A 6,435-nucleotide genomic window follows, 5' to 3' on the forward strand; every position below is an offset into this window, starting at 1 on the left:
ATCGACGAGATCGCGCGGCGGGCCGGCTGCGGCGTCGGGACGGTGTACCGCCACTTCCCCAACAAGGACGCCCTCGTCGGCGAGCTCCTGCGCCTGAAGTTCGAGCACCTCGCGGAGCGCGCGGCCCACTGGCGGGATGCCGACGGGGACCCGTGGTCGCGGTTCGAGTCGTTCGTGCGCGAGAGCGCGCAGGAGATGTCCGAGGACGTCGCGCAGCAGCGCATGATGTGGGAGAGCTCCCCGGATGCCTTCGCGCACGCCTTGGCCGCCCAGCAACGGCTCGAGCAGGTCGGCGGCGAGTTGATCGAGCAGGCCCGCGCCGCGGGCCGGATCCGGGAGGGCTTCTCGGTCGGCGACATGCCAACCGTGATGTGCTCGATCGGCAGTGCCATGCTCATGGAGTCGCGGCACGGCGGTGAGCGTCACGAGTGGCAGCGCCTGCTGGAGATCGTGCTCGACGGGATCCGGGCGCCCGGCTGACCCGCCCGCCCCGGCGCCGCGCGGGGGAGCCGCGTCGCCGCCGATCAGTGCGGCACGAAGCTCGGGTCGTCCTCGTGCCGCCGGAAGAAGTCCACGAGCGTGGTGACGTACTCGGGGAAGCGCGGGCACCGCAGGCCGTGCGGTTCCAGGAGCTCGGTCGCCCTCGCGGTGTCGAACGAGACCGGGTGGTTGAGGTAGATGAGCGATTCGCGAGGCGTGTCGGCGGCGAGGAACCGGCGCAGGTGCCGGTTGGCCACCGTCTTGTCGACCAGTCCGGGGGGGAGCCGCAGCGTCGGTGTCCTGCCGGCGTACGCCTGCGCCATCAGGCGCATCAGCTCGGCCGCGGCGACCGGCTCCGGATCCACGAGATGCAGCGTCTCCCCGAGCGCGCGCTCGTCCCGGGAGGCGGCCGCCATCGCCTCGACGACGAAGTCCACGGGGACCACGTTGAACGAGGCCTCCTCGCTGGCGATCTGCAGCAGCGGTCCGGGGCGGCGCAGCGAGCGTTCGAGGAACCGCAGGATGTAGTACGGGCCGTCGAACTTCTGGGTCTCCCCGGTGCGGGAGTCGCCGACCACGATCGCGGGCCGGTAGATCGCCGTCGGGATCTCGTCCATGCTGGCGCGGACGATCACCTCGGCGGCGAACTTCGTCGACTCGTAGTGGTTCTTGAAGGTCTGGCCCGCCGCGAGCTCGGACTCGAACACGCGACCGGAGCGCAGGCCCGCCACGTAGGCGGTCGACACGTAGTCGTGGCGCTCCAGGCGCTCGCATGCCCGGCAGAAGTCGACGATGTGCTGGGTGCCGTGGACGTTGACCGCTTCGGCGAGCGCCATCGGGACGGCCAGGTCGTAGATCGCCGCGAGGTGCATCACCCCGGTGACGGTCGCGGCGAGCTCGGCATGGCGGTCGGCCGGCAGGCCCAGGAGCGGGTCCGTGATGTCGCCGGGCTGCACGGTGATGCGGGGGGAGATGCCGGCGGCGGCGGTCCGGGCGCGGTCCGCCATGCGCGGCTCGACGAGCGCGACGACCGACAGCTCCGGGTCGTCCTCGAGCAGGCGCCCGATGAGGCGCGCGCCGATGAAGCCGGGGAAGCCGGTGATGAGCGTCGTGCGCGAAGGGCTGGTGGCGTGCATGGGCGGGGACCGTAGACGAGCCAGGGAGCGTCCGTCGGGTGGCGTACCGGGGCGACGGACCCGCGACGGCCCGAGTGTTCGGAACTCTGCTAGCGTACCGGAGGTGAGTGTTCCGAACTCTCTGGTGAGCGAACGGGTCTTCGCGCAGCTGCTCGAGTCGCTGCTGTCCGGCGCCTACGAGCCGGGGGAGGCCCTCCCCAAGCAGCGCGCGCTGGCCGCCGATCTCGGCGTCACGCTGTCGTCGCTGCGCGAGGCGCTCAAGCGCCTGGAGCAGATGGGCCTCATCGACGTCCGGCACGGCGACGCCTCCTACGTGCGCGACTGGCGCACCCACGGGGGCCTCGACGTGCTCGCCCATCTGCTGCTCCGCGGTGGGGGACTGGACGGCGCGGTGCTGCGCGACGTGCTGGAGGCCCGCGCGCTCATGCTCCGCGAACTGGCGGCCCTGGCCGCGGAGCGCCGCCGCGCGTCCCACGCCTCCCGACTGCAGGAGCTGGCGAGGACCTTCGCGGAGATCCCGGACGACGCGCCCGACGAGGTCGCGGCCCACGTGGACTTCGCCTTCTTCACCGAGGTCGCCGAGGCCGCCGGGAACCTCGTCTTCGTCCTGATCCTCAACGCCATCCGGTCCCTGTACTTCGACCACCTGGCCGCGCTGCCGGTGACCGCGCGACCCAGCGGGCTCGCCGGGCACTACACGGCGCTGGCGACGGCCATCGAGGAGGAGGACGTCGAGCGTGCCCGCGGCGTGGCGTTCGAGCTGGCCACCCTGCAGCGCCGCCGCGTGGAGGAGCTGCTGCCATGAGCCGAGGTGCTCTCCACGTGATCAGCCCGCGGGAGGCGAGCATGTTCGCCTGCCTCGTCGACGCCGTCGTCGCGCCCGGGGACCGGCTGCCTGCCGTGCGCGACACCGACGCCTGCGTGGCCTTCGACGCCAACCTCGCCGCTGCGCCGCGGCTGAACCAGCTCGGCCTGCGCGCGATGCTACTGGCGCTCGAGCTCGCCCCGCTCGTACTCGCGCGGCCACCGCGTCGCACGCGGCTGCGGCGCCTGGCGCCCGCCGAGCGCGCCGCCGTCGTGCTGGAGCTCGACCGGCATCCGGTCCTCGGCCCGGTCGTGAAGGCCCTGCGGGGGATCGCGCACCTCACCTACTACGGGGACGCGGCGGTCATGGCCCGGCTCGGCTTCGACGCCCCGGCCATCCTCGAGCGGGCCGAATGCCTGCGGGCCGAGGAGGGACGCTGGTGAGCACCCCCGTCCGCGACACCGGCCCGGCCGCCTACCGCGACGGCACGGGGACCTTCCATCCCGATCACCGGCGGATCGTCGACGGCCGACACGTCGACGACGAGCGGCGGATCACCGTCGACGCGTGCGTGATCGGCACCGGTGCGGGTGGGGCGCCCGTCGCCAAGGAGCTCGCGGAGGGAGGGATGTCGGTCGCGATGCTGGAGGAGGGCATCTGGCACGAGACGTCGGAGTTCACCGCGCGCCCCCGCGACATGATGCCCCGGCTCTACCGGGACGCCGGGCAGACCGTCACAGCCGGCAACCCGCCGATCGTCCTGCCGCTGGGCCGCGCCGTGGGGGGCACGACCCTCATCAACATGGCCACGTGCTTCCGCACGCCGGAGCGCGTCCTGCGGCGCTGGCAACGCGAGTTCGGCCTCGACGGGCTCGGCGCACCGGACCTGGAGCCGTACTTCCGGCGGGTCGAGCGCGAGATCAACGTCGTGCAGGTACCCCCCGACATCGCCGGGGAGAACGCCCGGATCGTCGAGCGCGGGACCCGCGCGCTCGGCTACCGCGGCGACTACCTGTTCCGTGCGGTCCGCGGCTGCGTGGGGTCCGGTGTCTGCGCGTTCGGGTGCCCCAGCGGCGCCAAGCAGCACACCGCGATCACCTGGGTTCCGCGCGCGTGGGCGGCCGGGGCGACGACGTACACCGCAGCGACCGCGACGCGGATCATCGTGCAGCACGGGAAGGTCCGCGAGGTGATCGCGCGCACCGCCGGCGGCGGAACGCTGCGGATCCGGTGTCGGCACGCGATCGTGAGCGCGGGGGCGCTGCTCACCCCGGTGCTCCTGCAGCGCCTGGGGCTCGGGACCCGCAGTGGGCAGCTCGGCCGGAACCTCTCGATCCACCCGGCATCCGCCGCACGCGCGCTGTTCGACGAGCCCGTCGACGCGTGGAAGGGCGTGCCGCAGAGCTTCTACGTCGACGAGCTCGCGGACGACGGGATCATCCTCGAGGGCATCGCCGGCCCCCCGGACCAGGCCGCGATGTCCACCCCCGGCAGCGGCGAAGCCCACCGCGACCTGATGTTGCGCATCCGGGAGACCGCGTCGTTCGGCGTGATGGTCAGCGACACCGGGCGCGGCAGGGTGCACACCGTCCTGGGCCGCCCGCACATCCGGTACGACCTGCACCGCGACGACGCGGAGCGGTTCCGGCGCGGCTTCGAACTGCTGGCGGAGATCTTCTTCGCCGCGGGCGCGCGCGAGGTGCACGTGCCGCTCGCCGGCGTCGGGCCGATGCGTGACGGCGACCTGGGCCCGCTGCAGGAGCGGGCGGGCCGGATACGTCCGCGCCACGTCAGCGCGATGGCCTTCCACCCGCTCGGGACCGCCAGGATGGGGGCCGACCCGGCGACGTCGGTGGTGGACGGTGACCTCGCCGTCCACGGGGTCGACGGGCTGCACGTCTGCGACGGCTCGGTCGTGCCCTCGTCCCTCGGGGTCAATCCCCAGATGACGATCATGACCCTCGCGGTGCGGCTGGCGTACCACCTGCTCGGCGCCCCGGCGCCCACGCACGAGCCGGCACCGGCCAGGATCGCCTGAACAGCGCCCGAGCGGCGCGGTCGCCCGGCGCACGGCTGGTGTCGGCGGCCCGGGGGCCTAGGCTAGCGCGGGTGATCCCGGGATCCCGCCCATGACCGCCCTCGCCGCCTGGACGCTCGTCCCGGTCGTGTTCGTGGCGCTCGTCACCGGCTGGGGGCTGCTCGCCGACCGGGCGCTGGACCGCCCGATGCCGGCCTCGCTCCTGCCCGGGGCGGGGCTGTCCCTGCTCGTCGTCGTCACGGGGCTGGTGGTGCTCGTGCCGGGCGCCGGGCCGCTGACGATCTCGGTCGCCGGGGTCGGTGCCCTCGCCGGCCTGGTGCTCGGCCGCGGGCGACTGCGCGACGCGGACGTGGGCGCGTGGGGGCCGCCGCTCCTCGCGGCGGCGGGCGTCCTGGTCGTCCACGCGCTGCCGACCCTGCTCGACGGCGCCGGCGTGATCGGTGGTGACGGGCGCCTGGACGACTCCGGGACGTGGCTGGGACTCACCGACCGGGTGATCGAGTACGGCCGCGACGTGGACGGGCTGCCGCCCGGCACCTACACCCGCGTCCTGCAGGACTACCTGGGCCAGGGGTATCCGGTGGGCTCCCTGCTGCCGGTCGGCGTGTCGGCGCGCCTGTCGCTGCAGGACACCGCCAACGCCTACCAGCCGGTGCTGGCCGGGTACGCCGTCGTGCTGGCCTGCTCGCTGTACGCGAGCGTCCGCACCGTCGTCGCCTCGCGTGTCGCCGCGGCGCTCGCCGTGTTCCTGGCCGCCCAGGCGTCGCTGTTCTACGGCTACGCCCAGTGGGGTGGGGTCAAGGAGCTGGCGACCGCCGCGCTGCTCGCGACCGCGGCGCCGCTCGCCGTCCGTGCCTGGCGCCGCGATGGCGCCCGGGACGTGGCGCTCGCGCTCGTCGTGGCCGGTGCGCTCGCCGGGACGCTGGGGGTGGACGGCGTGCCGTGGATCCTGCCGGCGGCCGGGGTCGCGCTGCTCGGCTGGATCGCGGTCGGTGGCGCGCGGCGGAACCTGCGTGCGCTGCCAGGCCTCGCCGTGCTCGCCGGCGTGGTGGCGCTGCCGGCGCTCGTGACCGCCGACCTCCTCCTGAAGACCTCACCCACGACGTTCGGGGCCAACGCGGTCAGCGACGCCGAGAAGCTCGGACGGCTGCTCGCCCCGCTGGACCTGCTGCAGGGGGCCGGCCTGTGGCCGCGGGAGGACTTCCGGGTCCTGCCGGACTCGCCCACCCTCCTGCGGGCCCTGGCGCTCGTCGTGGTCGTCCTCGCGGTGTGGGGACTCGTGGTGGCCCTGCGTCGCCGCGCCGCGGCGTTCCCCGTGCTCATCGCCACCGTGGGGCTCGGCACGGTGGTCATCATCGCCTTCGGGACGCCATGGATCGACGCCAAGGCGCTGGCGGTGACCTCGCCCATGGTGCTCGCCCTGGCCGGCGCGACCGTCGCCCGCGCAGCGGCGGACGAGCGGCGCCCGGCCGCACTGCTGGCCGCCGTCGTGCTGATCACGGGCGTCGGGCTCTCCACGGTCCTCGTGATGCGGTCGACCCCGGCGGTCCCGCGGGCCCCGCTGGCCGAACTGCGGGACATCGGCGAGCGGTTCGCGGGCGAGGGGCCGACGCTGTTCCTCGCCCACCAGGTGTACGCGACGCGGCACTTCCTCCGCGACATGGCGGTCGAGGGGGCTTCGGAGCGCCGGGACCGGTTCGTGTACCTGCGTGACGGGTCGCTGGCGCCGAACTACACCGAGGTGAACGTGGAGTCGGTCGCCCCGGCGGACCTCGCGGTCTACCGTCTGATCGTGCGCCGGCGCGAGGCTCCCGGGCGGATGCCGGCGGGCTACCGGCTCGCCCACCAGGGGGAGCACTGGGAGGTCTGGCGCCGACCCGGCTGACGCGCGCTCAGCGCTTCACGGTCTGCTTGAGGCGCTTGGCGACCTGGTTGCGCGCGGCGTCGGCGGCCAGGAGCCCGACCGAGATCCGCGC

6 protein-coding genes are annotated in these 6,435 nt (G+C 74.2%); 5 read left to right on the forward strand and 1 reads right to left on the reverse strand.

Going from position 1 to position 6,435, the window contains the following annotated elements; translation table 11 throughout:
• Positions 1-480 (forward strand): TetR/AcrR family transcriptional regulator (locus tag ABYE80_RS15525; RefSeq protein ID WP_372791205.1); only part of this gene is annotated, 480 nt, incomplete at its 5' end.
• A gap of 44 nt (positions 481-524) precedes the next feature.
• Here the strand turns inward: ABYE80_RS15525 and ABYE80_RS15530 are convergent.
• Positions 525-1,616 carry an SDR family oxidoreductase gene (locus ABYE80_RS15530; protein ID WP_372791207.1) on the reverse strand — a complete coding sequence of 364 codons (1,092 nt, stop codon included), beginning with the start codon at positions 1,614-1,616 and terminating at the stop codon, positions 525-527.
• Between the two features lie 103 nt (positions 1,617-1,719).
• Between ABYE80_RS15530 and ABYE80_RS15535 the strand changes: the two genes are divergently transcribed.
• The 4 genes from ABYE80_RS15535 (at position 1,720) to ABYE80_RS15550 (ending at position 6,344) form a co-directional block, all read left to right on the forward strand.
• Positions 1,720-2,421, forward strand: coding sequence for a FadR/GntR family transcriptional regulator (locus ABYE80_RS15535; protein ID WP_372791208.1), 702 nt, complete (start codon positions 1,720-1,722; stop codon positions 2,419-2,421).
• Positions 2,418-2,864, forward strand: coding sequence for a hypothetical protein (locus ABYE80_RS15540; protein ID WP_372791209.1), 447 nt, complete (start codon positions 2,418-2,420; stop codon positions 2,862-2,864). Before ABYE80_RS15535 ends, ABYE80_RS15540 begins: the two co-directional genes overlap by 4 nt.
• Positions 2,861-4,459, forward strand: coding sequence for a GMC family oxidoreductase N-terminal domain-containing protein (locus tag ABYE80_RS15545; protein WP_372791210.1), 1,599 nt, complete (start codon positions 2,861-2,863; stop codon positions 4,457-4,459). Before ABYE80_RS15540 ends, ABYE80_RS15545 begins: the two co-directional genes overlap by 4 nt.
• A 91-nt stretch (positions 4,460-4,550) precedes the next feature.
• The gene (locus ABYE80_RS15550; RefSeq protein WP_372791211.1) at positions 4,551-6,344 is read left to right on the forward strand and encodes a hypothetical protein; all 1,794 of its coding nucleotides are present in this window, start codon (positions 4,551-4,553) and stop codon (positions 6,342-6,344) included.
• Positions 6,345-6,435 lie beyond the last annotated feature (91 nt).

The organism is Paraconexibacter sp., from assembly GCF_041602235.1.
GTDB lineage: Bacteria > Actinomycetota > Thermoleophilia > Solirubrobacterales > Solirubrobacteraceae > Paraconexibacter.